The sequence below is a fragment of the Muriicola soli genome (genome assembly GCF_004139715.1).
Taxonomy (GTDB): Bacteria; Bacteroidota; Bacteroidia; order Flavobacteriales; family Flavobacteriaceae; genus Muriicola; species Muriicola soli.
In genome coordinates this window covers 1,513,411-1,527,371 of sequence record NZ_CP035544.1, presented here as the reverse complement: position 1 = coordinate 1,527,371, position 13,961 = coordinate 1,513,411, and the positions used below count along the sequence as shown (strand labels likewise).

At 42.6% G+C, this 13,961-nt stretch carries 14 protein-coding genes; 4 read left to right on the top strand and 10 right to left on the bottom strand.

Annotated features, from left to right (window positions below; translation table 11 throughout):
* Position 1: 1 nt before the first annotated feature.
* A complete protein-coding gene (locus tag EQY75_RS06875) occupies positions 2–664 on the bottom strand; it encodes an endonuclease III domain-containing protein (RefSeq protein WP_129604184.1) in 663 nt (220 codons plus the stop codon).
* 34 nt (positions 665–698) lie between these two features.
* Here EQY75_RS06875 and bcp point away from each other — a divergent pair, with 34 nt between their 5' ends.
* A complete protein-coding gene (gene bcp, locus EQY75_RS06870) occupies positions 699–1,148 on the top strand; it encodes a thioredoxin-dependent thiol peroxidase (protein WP_129604182.1) in 450 nt (149 codons plus the stop codon).
* Between the two features lie 39 nt (positions 1,149–1,187).
* Here the strand turns inward: bcp and EQY75_RS06865 are convergent, their stop codons facing one another.
* Positions 1,188–2,645: a TonB-dependent receptor gene (locus tag EQY75_RS06865; RefSeq protein WP_129604180.1), complete on the bottom strand. Its 1,458-nt coding sequence runs from the start codon at positions 2,643–2,645 to the stop codon at positions 1,188–1,190.
* An 86-nt stretch (positions 2,646–2,731) separates the two neighbouring features.
* Here EQY75_RS06865 and EQY75_RS06860 point away from each other — a divergent pair, with 86 nt between their 5' ends.
* Positions 2,732–3,499, top strand: coding sequence for an MBL fold metallo-hydrolase (locus EQY75_RS06860; RefSeq protein WP_129604177.1), 768 nt, complete (start codon positions 2,732–2,734; stop codon positions 3,497–3,499).
* Positions 3,499–3,993, top strand: a complete 495-nt coding sequence (locus EQY75_RS06855) for a hydrolase (protein ID WP_129604175.1) — start codon at positions 3,499–3,501, stop codon at positions 3,991–3,993. Before EQY75_RS06860 ends, EQY75_RS06855 begins: the two co-directional genes overlap by 1 nt.
* Here EQY75_RS06855 and EQY75_RS06850 read toward each other — a convergent pair.
* The 8 genes from EQY75_RS06850 to EQY75_RS06815 all read right to left on the bottom strand — a co-directional run bounded on the left by EQY75_RS06850 (position 3,990) and on the right by EQY75_RS06815 (position 12,677).
* Positions 3,990–4,649: an alpha/beta hydrolase gene (locus EQY75_RS06850; protein ID WP_129604172.1), complete on the bottom strand. Its 660-nt coding sequence runs from the start codon at positions 4,647–4,649 to the stop codon at positions 3,990–3,992. The two genes, EQY75_RS06855 and EQY75_RS06850, sit on opposite strands and share 4 nt — an antisense overlap.
* A gap of 1 nt (position 4,650) precedes the next feature.
* Entirely contained in the window at positions 4,651–4,980 is a 330-nt protein-coding gene (locus EQY75_RS06845) for a hypothetical protein (RefSeq protein ID WP_129604170.1), read from the bottom strand.
* 10 nt (positions 4,981–4,990) lie between these two features.
* Complete coding sequence (locus tag EQY75_RS06840) at positions 4,991–6,253, bottom strand: dihydroorotase (protein ID WP_129604168.1); 1,263 nt, start codon at positions 6,251–6,253, stop codon at positions 4,991–4,993.
* Positions 6,250–8,169, bottom strand: coding sequence for a BatA domain-containing protein (locus EQY75_RS06835; RefSeq protein ID WP_129604165.1), 1,920 nt, complete (start codon positions 8,167–8,169; stop codon positions 6,250–6,252). Before EQY75_RS06835 ends, EQY75_RS06840 begins: the two co-directional genes overlap by 4 nt.
* 91 nt (positions 8,170–8,260) lie before the next feature.
* On the bottom strand, positions 8,261–9,271 hold the full coding sequence (locus tag EQY75_RS06830; protein WP_129604163.1) for a glycosyltransferase family 2 protein: 1,011 nt from the start codon (positions 9,269–9,271) through the stop codon (positions 8,261–8,263).
* A gap of 111 nt (positions 9,272–9,382) precedes the next feature.
* Positions 9,383–10,042, bottom strand: coding sequence for an SGNH/GDSL hydrolase family protein (locus EQY75_RS06825; protein WP_217349976.1), 660 nt, complete (start codon positions 10,040–10,042; stop codon positions 9,383–9,385).
* Between the two features lie 109 nt (positions 10,043–10,151).
* On the bottom strand, positions 10,152–11,012 hold the full coding sequence (locus tag EQY75_RS06820; RefSeq protein WP_129604160.1) for a hypothetical protein: 861 nt from the start codon (positions 11,010–11,012) through the stop codon (positions 10,152–10,154).
* A gap of 177 nt (positions 11,013–11,189) precedes the next feature.
* Positions 11,190–12,677, bottom strand: a complete 1,488-nt coding sequence (locus EQY75_RS06815; RefSeq protein WP_129604158.1) for a S10 family peptidase — start codon at positions 12,675–12,677, stop codon at positions 11,190–11,192.
* Positions 12,678–12,814: 137 nt separating this feature from the next.
* Between EQY75_RS06815 and EQY75_RS06810 the strand changes: the two genes are divergently transcribed.
* Entirely contained in the window at positions 12,815–13,960 is a 1,146-nt protein-coding gene (locus tag EQY75_RS06810) for a Gfo/Idh/MocA family protein (RefSeq protein WP_129604156.1), read from the top strand.
* Position 13,961: the final 1 nt, after the last annotated feature.

Here is a 13,961-nt window from a genome sequence, read left to right as displayed (position 1 = left end):
ATTAGCGGGCTTTTTTCTTCTTCAAATATTCATTAATCACTTTTTTCCTGCCAATTGTTTTGGTGATCACATCTTTATCGAGATCCCACCCACGTGCTGGAGAATATTCCCTGCCATACCAGATGATCTGTAAATGAAGGTCATTCCAGAGTTCTTTAGGAAATAAACGTTTTGCATCTTTCTCAGTTTGTACTACATTTTTTCCCGTAGAGAAACACCAACGGTACATTAGGCGGTGAATATGAGTGTCTACCGGAAAAGCGGGGATTCCAAAAGCTTGTGAGACTACTACACTTGCTGTTTTATGGCCAACTCCCGGTAATTCTTCCAGTAATTTAATATCCGTAGGTACTTTTCCTGAATACTTTTCCAGGAGAATTTCAGACAGGCCGTGGATCCCTTTGGATTTCATGGGGGATAAACCCACGGGTTTTATTATCTCTCTGATTTCTTCCACGGTGAGTTTAACCATATCAAAAGGATTATCGGCCCTTTCAAAAAGCAGCGGTGTGATCTTATTTACCCTGACATCTGTACTTTGCGCAGAAAGTAATACGGCAATAAGCAGGGTATAAGGATCCTTGTGTTCCAGTGGTACAGGAATTTCAGGATATAACTCGTTGAGTTTATTGACGACAAATTCTACCTTTTCAGATTTGGTCATAGTTCATTACTTTTGCGATTGTAAAAAATAGGCTATGAAAACACTAAAAGAAGGGGACAAAGTACCCCAATTTACTTCAAAAGACCAAGACGGAAACGAAATTAAGTTGTCCGATTACCAGGGTAAAAAACTGGTTGTTTTTTTCTATCCAAGAGCAAACACTCCAGGATGCACGGCCGAAGCTTGCAATTTAAGGGATAATTATGCCGCTTTGCAGGCTGAAGGATATTCTCTGTTAGGCGTGAGTGAGGATTCCGAAAAGAAACAGGCAAATTTTAGAAATAAGTATGAATTCCCTTTTCCCTTATTGGCAGACGAGGACCATACCGTAATTAATGCCTTTGGCGTGTGGGGTCCAAAAAAGTTTATGGGGAAAGAGTACGACGGTATTCACCGTAAAACTTTCATTATCAATGAAAAAGGAATAGTATCTAAAGTAATAGATAAGGTAAAAACTAAGGATCACGCAGCTCAGATCCTCTGATATCTGGTATAAAAAGCCCTGACACCCGTCAGGGTTTTTTTAAACCTTTTCTTTTAGAACAACCTCGTTTCGTGTAAAAAGCTTTTTCTTTTTAATGATGTCAGCTATACCCTCAGGAAGCATTTCCTCCCAGCCATCTTCTCCATTCATGATCTTTTTCAGAACGTCTCGGGAGAAAATATGCATGATCTCAGGATCGTAATCGATAATATCCATGACCTTGCCGTTGTATTTAAAGAACTTGTAGAGTTCTTTCATCCTCGGATGAACTTTGATGTTGTTGCTGGTCATGATTTGCCCGGTTTCAGGATTCTTCATGGGGTAGAGGTACACTTTCAGATCTTTAAAGAACAGTTTTCCGAAGGCTTCGAGTATTCCACCACTTAAGTGCCTGTAGTACTTTTCATCAAATATCTCTATGAGGTTGTTGACCCCCATGGTAAGCCCGATTCTCGCCTTGGAATAATTCCCGAGGTATTCTACTAACTTGTAGTATTCCTGAAATTTAGAGATCAAAACGGTATGACCCAACGAACACAGCAGTTCCGCTCTATCCATAAAATCCTGTTCATCGATCTCACCGGAAGCTTTCAGGTTGGCCAGGGTAATTTCAAACATCACCACGGTATTCTCTTCTTCCACGGTTTGTTCGCGAATAAAAATATCGTAGGACTTCTGGAACATATCCATGTTAACCTTGGTCACAGGCCGGAAACTTCCCCTGAGTGCCAGGATATTTTTCTTGTAGAGAACGGCCGCAGGTAATAAGTTATTTCCGTCAGGCCCAAACATCACCGCATCGGTCATGTCATTTTTAATAAGCTGCAGACTCATCAATCTGTTGTCTACATTTTTGAAATTAGGGCCGGAAAAATTGACCATATCTATTTCTACAACGTCTTTATCTATATGGTCGTAAAGATATTTTAATAGTTTCCTTGGCTTGTTGTATTTATAAAATGCTCCATAGATCAGGTTAACCCCAACGATACCAAGGGTTTCCTGCTGTAATCTCGCTTCGTTTTGCTTAAACCGAAGGTGCAGGATGATCTCATCGTATTCTTTCTGATTGGGATCGAGCTGAAACATGATTCCCACCCAGCCATGGCCTTTATACCTTTTTGAGAAATCAATTGTGGCCACCGTATTGGCATAAGTGAAAAACAATCTATCCGGATGATCATCCCTCGTGATCCGCTCTTCCATCAATTTTATTTCGTGGGTGAGCATTTTCTTTAAGCGGCTCTGGGTAACATACCTCCCGTCTTTCTCAATGCCGTAGATGGCATCGCTAAAATTCTTGTCATAAGCACTCATAGCCTTGGCTATGGTTCCGGAGGCACCCCCTGATCTAAAAAAGTGCCTTGCAGTTTCTTGTCCGGCACCGATCTCCGCAAAAGTTCCGTAGATGACCGGATTGAGATTAATTCGAAGTGTTTTCGCCTTAATCGAAGGGATATTTTCGAAAGCGGGATCTTGTTTTAAAACGGAAGTCATTCCTCAGGGTTTACGTCTCAAAGTTAATAAGAATGGGACATCTTTTAAATAAATAAGTCATAAATTTGAATAAAATAGATGAGCCGTTGAAATTAACTTTTTTGGGAACTGGTACTTCTCAGGGAATCCCCGTTATTGGGAGTACCCATCCGGTGTGCCTGAGTGAGAATAGCAAAGACAAAAGACTGAGGGTTTCGGTTCTGATTTCCTGGGATAATTTCAATTATGTGATAGATTGCGGTCCAGATTTCAGACAGCAGATGCTGCGGCACGATATCAGCAAATTGGACGGCATCCTATTTACACATGAGCACGCAGACCACACTGCAGGAATAGATGATATCCGTCCGTTTTTCTTTCGCCAGGGGGATATTCCGATTTTCGGACATCAGCGTGTTATCGATAACCTGAGCAGGAGATTTGATTATATCTTTTCAGACGATAATCGCTACCCGGGCGCCCCTGCAGTCAAAGTCAATGTCGTTGAGAATGATCATCCCTTTCAAATCGGAAACTTAAAAGCTCATCCCGTAGAAGGATTTCACAACCGTTTACAGGTTTTTGGATATCGGGTAGGTGAGGTGGCATACCTTACCGATGTAAAATCGGTTGATGATAAAGAAATTGAAAAAATAAAAGGTGTTAAAGTGTTGTGCGTTAATGCTTTGAGGATAGAACCACATCATTCTCATTTTAATTTGGAAGAGGCACTCCACTTTGTAGAGAAAGTACAACCTGATAAAGCGTACTTTACTCATATCAGCCATCACATGGGGTTTCACGATGAGATTGAGAAAACCCTGCCCGATAATGTTCACCTGGCCTATGATAATTTAATTGTAACTATCGATTGATGCGAACTAGAATATTTTTGTACCTGTTTATATTTACTGCCCTAATTGCTTTGTATTTATACGTCAGTGGCTCTAAGCAGCTGGCTGCCAGTGGGGAAAAAGTGCAAGATCTACAACTGCAGTTAGAGAAGGCACAAGACTCCTTAAGGACCACAGAACTCAAGGTTTTCGACCTGCAGTACTTCGCGCTTGAAAATAACGATGATGCATTGACTTATTATGATCATCTGTCATTAAAAGATCCATCGCGGTACGTAGCAGATAAACTTTTGGAAACCAATGAGAGAAAAGGCGACAACCCCCTGATTCCTTATGAGGGCATGGAAAGTGATTTTAAAATAAATAAAATCAAAGTTTTAAATCATCGTTGGATTGTTGCCGACTTTTCAGACGGTAAATACTGGGGGGAACTCTTTATCCGTTATGAGCTAAAGGATGATTTATCCGTAGATTTTACGATGGTAGAACACTTGCTTTATACCCGAAGTAATTAGATGTGTTTCTCCAGCCAACTGCGCATGCCGTAGAAGTTATCCCTAGAAACACCATGTCCTGTAGGGAACTGTTCAAAGACGTACTTAATGCCCAAACGGTCTAAAATGGCCGGTGTCTTTTCTGCCCAGCTAAATGGAATTACCTGGTCGTATTCGCCATGTGAGACGTATATATTTAAATGACTGTGGTCTTTATCTTCATATCCTGACTTAAGCGTTTTTTGATCGATGTGTCCGCTTAATCCCAGAACGTTCTTTATCATTTCAGGGTAGGAGAGGGCTAAGGCGAAACTCAGGACCGTTCCCTGACTAAAGCCCAGCAGGGAAATTTTATCAGCATCCAGGTAATAAGCCTCTATGGCTTCCTCAATAAAGTTTTTCATTAGCTGTACTGACTCCTTTGCTTGTTCAGTGTTGCTCCATTTACCAAAATCTGCGTCAAAATCAATGGAGTACCAGGCAAATCCATATGGAGGAAGGGAATGCGGTGCCCTGACGGAAATTACACACAAGTTTTCAGGGAGTTCAGGGGCAAAAGAAAATAAATCTTCCTCATTGCTGCCATAACCGTGAAAGAGAAATATCGCAGCTGCTTTTTCGGGAGTTTGTTTGGGAGGCCTTATCAGGTGCTCAAGACTTAGGAGGTGAGGAGTCATACTATTGAATAAATGTAAACCATTGCTGAAAGTATTTCCCCAGAACCGGTATCGGATTTAGTTTACCACTAATGGCACCGATAAAGCCGTAGATCCAGGTCACAAAATAAAACAGGTAAAGGGCCATCCAGGCGTATTTTGAGAACCAAACGCTTAAGAATATTGCGCATCCCAGGAAGATGAGATGTAAGCCAAATGCCTGTCGGATGTGGAAGCGGGCAAAGTTGTTCTTGGGTTCTAAATTCATGGTAACGGCGATAAGCGCCCCAACCATGGTGAGGTAAGCGACGATGGCAGTTGTTTTTCCTTCCTTTATTTCCGTTGCGGTCATGCCAGATTAGCTATTCAGGATTAGTAAATATTTGATCATTGATTACAGCTCCATAAGCCCGTCCCTTTATTTTCTTTCCTAGATACATGCTGTTTTTAGAAATGGATTTTATATTCTCCTTGCTGTTTACATAGTCCTCTTCAGGATTGAATAAGCTGAGGCAGGCAGGTTCTCCTTCTTTAATGGTGACAGTGGGAATATTGAATCGCTCTCTCCCTTTAGTCAATAGTTGGACAGCTATTTCAGTACCAAAAATTGAATTTAAGATGCCATAGGCCGATTCAAGTCCGAGAGAGCCAAAAGCAGCACGGTCAAACTCGATGCGTTTTTCTTCAATATCCATTGGGATGTGGTCTGTAGTGACCATATCAATTACCCCAGACCGCAGTCCTTTACGAAGGGCCTCCCGATCCTTTGAAGTTCTAAGAGGCGGCATCACTTTGTAATTAGTGTCGTACTCTTCCAGAACATCATCGGTAAAAAATAAATTGTGCATGGCAACACTACAACTTACGTTAAGACCTTTCTTTTTTGCACTGGCAACCAGGTCTACTGCAGCAGCAGTAGAAATCGTTGGAATATGCAATTTGCCTCCTGCGTAATCCAGGATGAATAAGTCTCTCGATATCTGAATTTCCTCTGCCAGGGCGGGAACCCCACCCAGGCCTAGCTTGGTTGAGATATTTCCTTCATTAACACTTCCACGCCCCGCTATAGACATATCAAGGGGAAACGATAATACCAGGCCGTTAAAACCCTGCGCGTATTGCAGTGCAATCTTCAGAAGGTTTGAATTGGTAACCGGACTCTTAAAATCGTAAAAGGCAACGGCCCCCGAGTTCTTCATATCGAATAATTCTGCCAGGTCTATTCCTTTTGCACCTCTGGTTAAAGTGCCTAAGGGGTGAACTCTGGCACCTTTCCCCGCAGCGGTTTTCTTCAGAAATATAATATCTCCACTGCTATCGGGTACCGGGTTGGTATTTGGATTCAATAAAATATCCGTAAATCCACTTAAGGCAGCCACTCTAACACCATTGGCAAGAGTTTCCCTTTCTTCGTAACCAGGCTCGCCAAAACTCACACTACTGTCCATCCAACCTCTGGATACGTGCAGGTTGGGCAGTTCAATTATTTTGGTTCGCGAGTCAGGTTTTACAGAGGCTCCTATTTTTTCAATTAGGCCATCTTTTATCCAAATATCCCTTACTTTCTTGTGTAATCCCTTGTTGTCTTCATCGAGGATTTTCGCCGATTTAAGGAGTATGTTCATTTAAGTGCTTTTTGAATGATTATCTCTGCGAGAATGAAAAGCAGTGCTAAAATAACAAACCATTTCCAAAGGCTGTTAACTGCCCTCATATTTTCAAATTCTTCAAAGAATTCAGAAATTGAATTACTCACCTCAGCAGTTTCCTGCAGTTTCCCCAGATCAAGGTAGGTAAGCTCACTTTCATCCCTTTTGTAATTAAAACTGAATGACCGTGGTATTTCTGCATTTTCCAAAGAATATATGCCCGGATCAGTCGGACTCTCTTCAAACCATAGTCTGGTTTTTTCTCCTGCCAGTTGCTGTCTGGGGATAAATTCCAACTCTTCTTTCTTTAAACTCAGTATTCGATCTTCATCCGGCACCTCTGCAATATCAACGGAGCTATTCCTTCCCAGTTGATAATAAAGTTGTGGTAAACTTCTGCTTCGAAGCGCCATTGCATATATGGTGGGGACAATGAGCGGAGAACTGGTAAAATTAGTGTTGCCCGGATCTAGTGCAGCTGTAAAGACATACAATTTGTCTTTGTTGGCTAAAAAGGGTTGCTCGTTGGCGTATTTTAAGATGGTACTCCTTCGTCCGTTGAGCCTGAAATGTTCCTGAACTGTGGGGTATTCGAAATTATCCGCTCTTTCCTCAAAAACCTCGGAATACAGAGGATGAGCATAATTGATCTCGTTAATATCGACAGGGATGTCTGACCTGGGCCCGAAGGAAATGCCAAAAGAACTCAATAGAAGGTTAAAATCGGAAATCACCATCTCCCTTGAAGGAATGAGAACCAAACTTCCCCCCTGGGTGATAAATTCCTTCAGGGATTCTGCCATAGCAGGGGGTAGGCCGGTGATTTGGTTGAGTATGACCAAATCCTGATCTTTTAAAGTTGCAATTCCCTGATCCAGGGAGCTAACGTTTTGGAATTCGGTTAGTTCATCTCCAAATAACCTGCTGAGAAATTCACCTTCCGCATTCCCCACGGCCAGTATTTTGATCTTCTCTCGCGTATTGATGTTAAAATAGAGTTCGTTGTCATATTCCAGGCCTTGATCCGATACGCTGACAACGCCTTCAATGAATTGCCCGTCTGGTAATGAAAACACCAATTCGGAGTTTTCTTCAGGCTTGTAACTTACAGCCGATTTTGCAATGAGATTCCCACGATCGAAAAGGGATACAGGAATAGAACCAAAGTCGGTATTTCCGGAAATACTGATAACGAGCTTATTATCAGATGCCGAAGGGTCTTGAATGTAAACAGAATCAATAGCAACATTCACGAGATCATCAGCCCTGTAAGGTACAAGTACAAGTTCTGAATCACCGGGGGGTATAATAGAATCAATGCCCATCGATTTCTGAAAATCTGAGATCAGTATGAGGTTTTTAAGACTATTTTCCCGCTCATTAAAAAGCGTCTGTCCCTTTAGAATTATTTCTTCAAGGGTTAGTTGATTTGAAGAATGGGGCAGTTGTAAAATGGTATTGCGAATTTCTCCTAAGGTTACATCCTTGTATTCAGTAGTATTGGAAAACAATGAGAAAGAAACATCTTCAGGTGCGGAGGTAATTAGCTCTTGAATGGCATCGTCCAGAAGTGTGCTATTATCATTTCTGGCTTGCATGCTGAAAGAATTATCGAGATATATGGCTAATTCCTGTTCCTGAAAAGCGGTTGGATTCGCGGTAAAAGGTTGAGCGAAAGCGATAATCAATGCGGTAAACAGGGCCATCCTTGTTAATAAGAGCAGCCATCTTTTTAAAGACTGACTCTTTTGTGATTTGGCCTGAACACGTTGTAACAACCTAACATTGGTAAAAGGTGTTGGCCTAAACCTGCGCAATTGAAGAAGATGTATAAAAATAGGGATGAGGAGCAGCCAGAGAAACCAGAGGAATTGCGGGTATTTAAACAGCATGTCCTGAAATCATACCGCAAATATAATCAAAGATTTTCAGCAATTTGGAACCGTGCAGGGAGATCGTATATAAATTTTAAATGAGGAGTACTTAGCAGAAGAAAAAGTAGTCTGTCATTTCGACATGTGACTTTCCATTCAAATAATTTCTAATTTGAAGTTGGGCCTTTGAATTGGCAACTGTGATAATACTCTGCGGGGATTCACTCCAATTTGCCGGTGCCTCGTAAGGCCTGAGTTTTTGACCGTATATTTTCTTTCCGGTTTTTTTAGGGTTGTCGCAAACCCAATGAAATTCGCAGTCGTTCTCTAAAAGCAATCGCGCCGTGGTTTTTCCCTTGGTTCCTGCTCCCCATAACAATAAAGGCCGATTCTCAATTCTATCGTGCTTCAGGAAATAGTGGCTTTTGATCTTCAAGAAGCTGTTATTGGCGTAATCCGGACTTGTGCGGGAAGTGCGGGAGGCGTAATCCCTCCAAAGGTGCAGCACTTTTTGCGATGGGAGACATTTTAATCCTGCTTCGTACATCCGAAAAGCAAGATCGTAGTCTTCGGGATATCGGTTCTCATCAAAAGCACTACATTTATAAAGGTCTTCTTTAAACACCATCCAACAGGGAGATGGGATCACGCATTCTTTGTATCGTTCTTCGAAATTCCTGCCCTTCATCGTAAGGCCGTTCAGCCAATTCTGATACCTTAAATAGCCGTTTCCGATTCCCTTAGCCGAGAAATAATTTACCAGGCCGAGGGCAATATGTCCTTTACCTGCAGTATGCAGCTGCTGCTGCATGATCTCTAGTTTGTCCGGGACCATTACATCGTCAGAATCCATTCTGCTCACCATGCCTCCTGATGCGACTTGTAAGGCAGTTCTCAAAGCCATAATAATTCCTTCACCCTTATTTTTTATCAGTTTAATTCTGGAGTCTGCATGGCTATACTTTGAAACCAAGGCGTAGCTAGAGTCGCGCGAGTGGTCATCCACGGCAATGAGTTCCCAATGAGGATAGGTTTGAGATAAGACAGAGTCCAAACATTCCTTTAAATACTTTTCTGTATTCCTGAAAGGCATCAATATACTGATGATCTCAATGTTCATTTTGGATGTATAATTTTAGAAGTATCACACTCTTTTATCAGCACAGCGGAGGAGACACTAATTAATGAGCAATGCCTTCCGAATTTCAAGGTGATTTGCGCAGGGCATTTTTTATTGCCATTTCAGCAAGTGGCGCCATAATTTCATATCCTTTTTTGTGGGATGAACACCGTCCTCGGCCAGATCAGGATCTAATCCCTTTTGATCATTGACCATGGCTGTGAAGTAGTCCAGATAAATAACATCATTTTCTTCAGCGTATTTTTTGATCATCGCATTGAGTTTCGGAATTTTAAGATCGGGGCGCAAACCGGGTCTCCATGGATAATCGGAGGCTGGGAGAACCGAGCATAAAATCACAGATATATTATTGGCTTGCGCCAGTTCCGTCATGGATTTTAAATTTGCAAGTGTCTCTTCCAGAGTCATAGGGCCGGTATTTCCGGCGATATCGTTGGTGCCTGCCAGAATTACAACTACAGTGGGTTTAAGATCAATAACATCCTGCCTGAACCGGACCAGCATCTGTGGCGTTGTTTGACCTCCGATACCCCTATTAATATAAGGTTTGTCCTTAAAAAAGGAAGGTTGGGTGTGCAACCAGCCTATAGTAATTGAATTTCCAAAAAATACGATCTGTTTTTCCATGGATTTGTTTTGTACTAACAATTTATTGGCTTGCTGATATTCACCCAGTTGAGCCCAATCCTGTGCGATCGTACTCACGGAAAAAAAAGAGAGTAAAAAAAGAAGTAAAAGTAATTTCTTCATAGGAGGGTGCAAAGTCTTTGAAATCCAAAAGATAAGAATTAGATGCACCACATTCATAAAAAAACCCCGCCTTTATTGGGCGGGGTATGTTTTTTATTAGAATTGGGTTTTACTCACAGGCAACATCGTCACCGTTGGCATCCCAGCAATGCCACATTTCGTCTTCGAAATAGGCAAAAGCTCGCACTCGACCTTCGTAAGTGCTTCTGCTCCATTCGATATCGACATCAACAAAGGCCTCTAGATTGGAGTCGTAGACATAGGCTTCAAAATACGCATTGTAGTACGCATCCTGTAATCCGTACTCAAGATAGCTGTTTCTAAAGACATCATCATTTTGCTGATCGTCTAATTCCCTTACCCAGGTATAACGAATACTTCCAATTTCATCACCTGACTTCTCCCAGTCGATACGCAACATAGGATCAGGGCGTTCTGGTCCTTGATTTAAGACCCAGAAACCACTGTTACCGTCAATAGCAGAACTACCTGAAAACCATAAGAATTCATCAAATCCTTCAATGCCTTCTTTTGTGACATACATATTCCACAGTATGGCATCTGCAGTGAGCTGTCCTGTGAGTCGCGCTGTATATTCACTGGTAAATCCGTCAACACTATAGCTCCATTGCCAGGTGTCATCCGAAATTTTTTCTGGATTTTGTGTAAAAGCAGCCCGGAATGAGGCTACGGGCACTGCCAGCGTAGTATACAAGGCAGAGCTCCATACTCCTACTACAACTCGGGAGAAGACCCAATTTCCATTGGGAGCCTTGTCATCATAGACCAAATTGGCCGATTTTCCTGAGGTTCCATCTTCTTCAAATGCCTCAAAGTCGATGGCCATGGATTCAGCCGGGGGCAGTTGTGGAGACAAAGATTGTTCTGAGTAGTCTGTAGATTTTTCACAAGACACTGCGATGAAGGCGATCATCATTAGAAACAAACCTGTGCGTTTCAATTTTTTCATGGGGTAATTTTTATCGAGATTATACGTACGTTATAACGCTCATATGCCGATAAAAGTATACACTGAATTGGTTTTCAGAGTTCCTGCAAAGCCCTTAAAGAGCCTAAAGAGGATGTACCCCTTGCCTAAGAGTTCTCTTGGGAAGTCTGATCACTACATTAAAAATTGATACAAGGCCTAGTACTTTGCACTTTTTCCCTTGGCCTGGGTATCCAGAATAAATGTCCGAATGTCGTCATTGGCCTGTTTGAGGTCTTCCCTTCGCAAGTACATCATATGGCCACTGCGATATCCCTTGAACTGAAACCTGTCTTTCATGCGTCCACTGGGATCTACTTGCCACATGGTGTATTTCGCGTTAAAATAAGTTGTGGCACCGTCGTAATATCCGCTTTGAATCAAAACATTTAAATACGGGTTTTGGGCCATGGCCTGCCTCAGGTTTTCCCTGGTATTGTCATTGTCATTATCCCACGGTCTGACGGGCCCGAACATATTGTATTTCATGTCGGTTTTAAAGTTGAGTTCTTCCTGCAAATAGTAGTTGATGGCAGGAGTAAAGCTATGGAGCCATGAGGTAATTTCCGAATTGTAATCCGGTCGTTCTCCGGCTATTTCGCGATCCATCCCCAGATATCGGCTATCTAACCTGCCCACAGTATAACCTCTGTCTCTTAAAAGTGCTTTCCAAAAGTAGGAGGTAGGAATTGAAAGGTTTCGGGACAACACCTCTTCCTTGCTTAAACCCGAGTAGTAGGCTATTCGCTCGGCGACTTCATTGCGTTCCGTCTCGCTGATAAATCCACCTTTGGCCAAAGCCGGAATAAGGGTGTTGATGGTATACGCTTCAGACTCAGGTAAGATATCCAGAAGGTCTTTGCTTTGCAATGCGGCAGGCAGAGCTTTGTGGTGCCATGCTGCGGCGGTGTAATAAGGAAGGTTTAATGCTTCACTTACAGGGCCACCAACTCTGATTACCTTGTAATCGGCCGGACTAACCATGATTACTCCATTGAGGTACATCCATTGCTGATTCTGAAGTGCCAGGGATAACCCCATTACCCGTGTGCCCCCATAACTTTCACCCACAATGTATTTAGGAGATCTCCAGCGGTTATGCCTGGTCACAAAGGTATTCAGCCATTCAGCCAGATATTTGATATCGGCATTGATCCCAAAGAATTTACTGCGGTCTACTTTTTCACCGGTTTCGGGAATGGTCCGAGAATACCCGGTATTGGCGGGATTAACGTAAACGATATCCGTAACGTCCAGAACGGAGTAGGGGTTCTGACTTACACCATAGGGCTGTACGGGGTAACCTTCGTCATCGATATTAAGTACCCTGGGTCCGGTATAGGCGAGGTGCATCCATACTGATCCTGAACCGGGTCCTCCATTGAATGAGATCAATAATGGTCGCGATTTTCTGTCTTTCACGCCATTGCGCGTATAATAGGTGTAATGCAGGGCTGCAATAGGCTTTCCTGCTTCGTCCCATACAGGTTGTGTGCCCGTCTCTGCGGTGTAATTAAAACTCGTCCCGTTTACCGTAACACTGTGCTGTGTGATAACAGTAGTATCAACAGGAATCGATCTGTTTTGTGAAAAAGTATAGGAAAATAGAAAAAAAGCAAGAAAGGAAAGCGTAGAGTAATTTTTCATCTGAGGTACATTTTTAGAGAGCTAAAAATAGGAAATAATGTCGATTCAGCTAAAAAGCCACCCTTTAAAAGGAATGAAGAGTTTTTTGTACATTAAATCTGTTGAAATCATCCACTAATCACTTCAATTGTTGAGGCATGAAAAAAATCACGAGAAGATATTTTAATCGCAGGTTATCGGAGGGCCTTCTCGGAACCGCTGTTCTGGCGCATGCTCCTCTGGCATGCGCCATGGGAGGAAAGGAAGGACAGGGTCGCTCCCTGGGAATTGCCCTGGTTGGACTGGGAAGTTACAGCACTTATCAGCTGGCTCCGGCCTTGCAAAATACAAAGCATTGTCACCTTGCCGGAATCGTAACTGGCTCCAGGGCCAAAGAACAAGTATGGGCTTCAAAATACAATATTGAAACAAAAAATATTTACAACTACCAGAACTTTGATACCATTGCCAACAATGAGGACATTGATATTGTATATGTAGTATTACCCAACAGTATGCATGCAGAATTCTCAATCAGGGCTGCCAAAGCCGGAAAGCATGTCATTTGTGAAAAACCCATGGGAATTTCTGTAGCAGAATGTGATGCGATCATAGAGGCGTGCAAAATTGCAGGGGTAAAACTTGGTATGGGCTATCGTCTGCATTCCGAACCTTATACTCAGGAGATCAAGAGATATGTGAAGGAGAAAACCTTTGGTGAAGTCTCTTATATTATGGCAGAAGCGGCTTATCGCTCTAATGGAAATCCTGCACAGTGGAGGCTCAACAAAGCGCTTTCCGGAGGAGGAGCCCTCGTAAACATGGGTGTCTACAGTATTCAAAGTTCGATTTACGGAACAGGAGAAAACCCTGTAAGTGTTACAGCTCAGGAATTTAGTACCCGACCCGACTATTTCAAGGAAACCGATGAGACCATAACCGCTCAGTTCGAATTTCCCGGCGGGGCTACAGGAAGTATATTTACTTCCCACAATGCCAACGCCAATAGCTTATACGCATCGTGCAACAAGGGCTGGTTCTCTTTGAAACCCGCCAATAATTACGGACCCCTGGCAGGTGAAACATCGCGTGGACCCATTCAGTTTCCGCACGAATCTCAACAGAAATTACAGATGGATGATTTTGCGAGTCATATTTTGTACGGGACAGAAAACAGGGCACCTGGGGAGATGGGGAAGAGAGATATGATCATCGTAGAGGCGATCTACCAATCTATTGCTGAAGGGAATAGGAAAATAGCACTCGATCTGGGGAAGATGGGCTTAGTTTCCGAAAGTAATTAAT

Coding starts and splice junctions, on each gene's coding strand:
- EQY75_RS06875 (WP_129604184.1), bottom strand. CDS start 664: ATGACCAAATCTGAAAAGGTAGAATTTGTCGTCAATAAACTCAACGAG.
- bcp (WP_129604182.1), top strand. CDS start 699: ATGAAAACACTAAAAGAAGGGGACAAAGTACCCCAATTTACTTCAAAA.
- EQY75_RS06865 (WP_129604180.1), bottom strand. CDS start 2,645: ATGACTTCCGTTTTAAAACAAGATCCCGCTTTCGAAAATATCCCTTCG.
- EQY75_RS06855 (WP_129604175.1), top strand. CDS start 3,499: ATGCGAACTAGAATATTTTTGTACCTGTTTATATTTACTGCCCTAATT.
- EQY75_RS06850 (WP_129604172.1), bottom strand. CDS start 4,649: ATGACTCCTCACCTCCTAAGTCTTGAGCACCTGATAAGGCCTCCCAAA.
- EQY75_RS06845 (WP_129604170.1), bottom strand. CDS start 4,980: ATGACCGCAACGGAAATAAAGGAAGGAAAAACAACTGCCATCGTCGCT.
- EQY75_RS06840 (WP_129604168.1), bottom strand. CDS start 6,253: ATGAACATACTCCTTAAATCGGCGAAAATCCTCGATGAAGACAACAAG.
- EQY75_RS06835 (WP_129604165.1), bottom strand. CDS start 8,169: ATGCTGTTTAAATACCCGCAATTCCTCTGGTTTCTCTGGCTGCTCCTC.
- EQY75_RS06830 (WP_129604163.1), bottom strand. CDS start 9,271: ATGAACATTGAGATCATCAGTATATTGATGCCTTTCAGGAATACAGAA.
- EQY75_RS06825 (WP_217349976.1), bottom strand. CDS start 10,042: ATGAAGAAATTACTTTTACTTCTTTTTTTACTCTCTTTTTTTTCCGTG.
- EQY75_RS06820 (WP_129604160.1), bottom strand. CDS start 11,012: ATGAAAAAATTGAAACGCACAGGTTTGTTTCTAATGATGATCGCCTTC.
- EQY75_RS06815 (WP_129604158.1), bottom strand. CDS start 12,677: ATGAAAAATTACTCTACGCTTTCCTTTCTTGCTTTTTTTCTATTTTCC.
- EQY75_RS06810 (WP_129604156.1), top strand. CDS start 12,815: ATGAAAAAAATCACGAGAAGATATTTTAATCGCAGGTTATCGGAGGGC.